General features: G+C 78.9%; 1 protein-coding gene. It reads left to right on the plus strand.

The features are described 5' to 3' along the window. Window positions 1–13 precede the first annotated feature (13 nt). The coding region (locus ACJA3G_RS35625; protein ID WP_406557170.1) for a primosomal protein N' at window positions 14–2111 on the plus strand (2098 nt) is incomplete at its 3' end.

The following is a 2111-nucleotide window of genomic DNA, read 5'->3' on the forward strand; positions in this document are numbered from 1 at the left end:
CGTACGCGGCGGTCTGGGCGTAGATCGGGCGGAGCAGCTCGCGCTGATTCGGGAGACCGTGCGCAAGGCCAAGGTGCCCAAGGCCAAGCCGCGGACCTGGCGTGGCGCCGCGCTGGCCGAGGGGCTGCCCGTGGCGCGGGTCGTGGTGGACAAGGGCGGCGTCCACCTCGACCGCTACTTCGACTACGCGGTCCCGCGCGAGCTGGACGCCGACGCCCAGCCCGGGGTGCGGGTGCGGGTGCGGTTCGGGGCCGGGGCCCGCCAGGTGCGCGGCGGGCGCCGGGAGGGCGGCGGGCTGATCGACGGGTTTGTGGTCGAGCGCCTCGCCGAGTCCGACTACTCGGGACCGCTCGCCGCGCTCGCCAGTGTCGTCTCGCCGGAGCCGGTGCTCAGCCCCGAGCTGCTCGCCCTGGCCCGCGCGGTCGCCGACCGGTACGCGGGCAGCCTCGCGGACGTGCTCCAGCTCGCGGTGCCGCCCAGGAACGCGCGGGCCGAGGCGAAGCCCTCCCCCGAGCCGCCCGAGCCGCCGCCGGCACCGGACGCGGGGACGTGGGTGCGGTACGGGAACGGCGGCGCGTTCCTGCGCGCCCTGGCCTCCGGTGGGGCCCCGCGCGCGGTGTGGACCGCGCTGCCCGGGCCGTCCTGGGCCGAGGAGATCGCCCGCGCCGTCGCGGCGACCCTGGCGGGCGGACGCGGCGCGCTGGTCGTGGTGCCCGACGGGCGCAGCGCCGGGCGGGTCGACGCCGCGCTCACCGCGCTGCTGGGCGAGGGACGGCACGCGCTGCTGACCGCCGAGTCCGGCCCGGAGAAGCGCTACCGGCAGTGGCTCGCCGTGCGGCGCGGCTCGGTGCGGGCCGTGGTCGGCACCCGCGCCGCGATGTTCGCCCCGGTCGAGAGGCTCGGCCTGGTGGTCGTGTGGGAGGACGGCGACTCCAGCCACAGCGACGACCACGCCCCCTTCCCGCACGTCCGCGAAGTGCTGGAGCTGCGCGCCACCCACGACAAGTGCGCGTTCCTGCTGGGCAGTACGAGCTGTACGGTCGAGGCCGCCCAGCTCGTCGAGAGCGGCTGGGCGGCGCCGCTGGTGGCGGACCGCGCCACCGTACGGTCGGCGGCGCCCCTGGTGCGTACGGTCGGGGACGGCGAGCTGGCCCGGGACGAGGCGGCCCGGGCTGCCCGGCTCCCCAGCCTCGCCTGGCAGGCCGTCCGGGACGGCCTGAAGAGCGGCCCCGTCCTGGTCCAGGTGCCCCGCCGGGGCTATGTCCCACGCCTCGCCTGCGAGCGGTGCCGCACCCCCGCGCGGTGCCGGCACTGCTCCGGGCCCCTGGAGGCGCCGGACGAGCGGGACCTGCGGTGCGGGTGGTGCGGGCGGGGCGAGCCGGAGTGGCGGTGCGCGGAGTGCGGCGGCGTCCGGCTCCGGGCGCAGGTCGTGGGCGCGCGCCGGACCGCCGAGGAGCTCGGCCGGGCGTTCCCCGCCGTGCCGGTGCGGACCTCGGGCCGCGACCATGTGCTGGACAGCGTGCCCGGGCGGCCCGCGCTCGTCGTCTCCACCCCCGGCGCCGAGCCCGTCGCCGAGGGCGGGTACGCGGCGGCGCTGCTCCTGGACGGCTGGGCGATGCTCGGGCGGCCCGATCTGCGGGCCGGGGAGGAGGCGCTGCGCCGCTGGATCGGCGCGGCCTCGCTGGTGCGCGGCCAGGACGAGGGCGGCACGGTGGTGGTCGTCGCGGAGCCGACGCTGCGGCCGGTCCAGGCCCTGGTCCGGTGGGACCCGGTCGGCCACGCCCTGCGCGAGCTGGCCGAACGGGCCGAGCTGGGCTTTCCCCCGGTCTCCCGGATGGCCGAGGTCACCGGGCGCGCGGAGGCGGTGGAGTCGTTCCTGACGAGCGTTCCGCTGCCGCCCGACGCGCAGATCCTGGGGCCGGTCCTGATGCGCCCGACCGAGCCGGGCCGGGCCCGGCGCCCCGGCGACCCCCCGGTGGGGGAGACCTGGGAGCGGGCGCTGCTGCGCGTGCCACCCGGCAGCGGCGCCGCCCTGGCCACCGCGCTGAAGACCGCCCAGGCGGGACGGCTGGCTCGCGGGGGCGGCGATCCGGTGCGGATCAGGGTGGATC

Source organism: Streptomyces sp. YS-3, assembly GCF_045257485.1.
Lineage (GTDB): Bacteria > Actinomycetota > Actinomycetes > Streptomycetales > Streptomycetaceae > Streptomyces.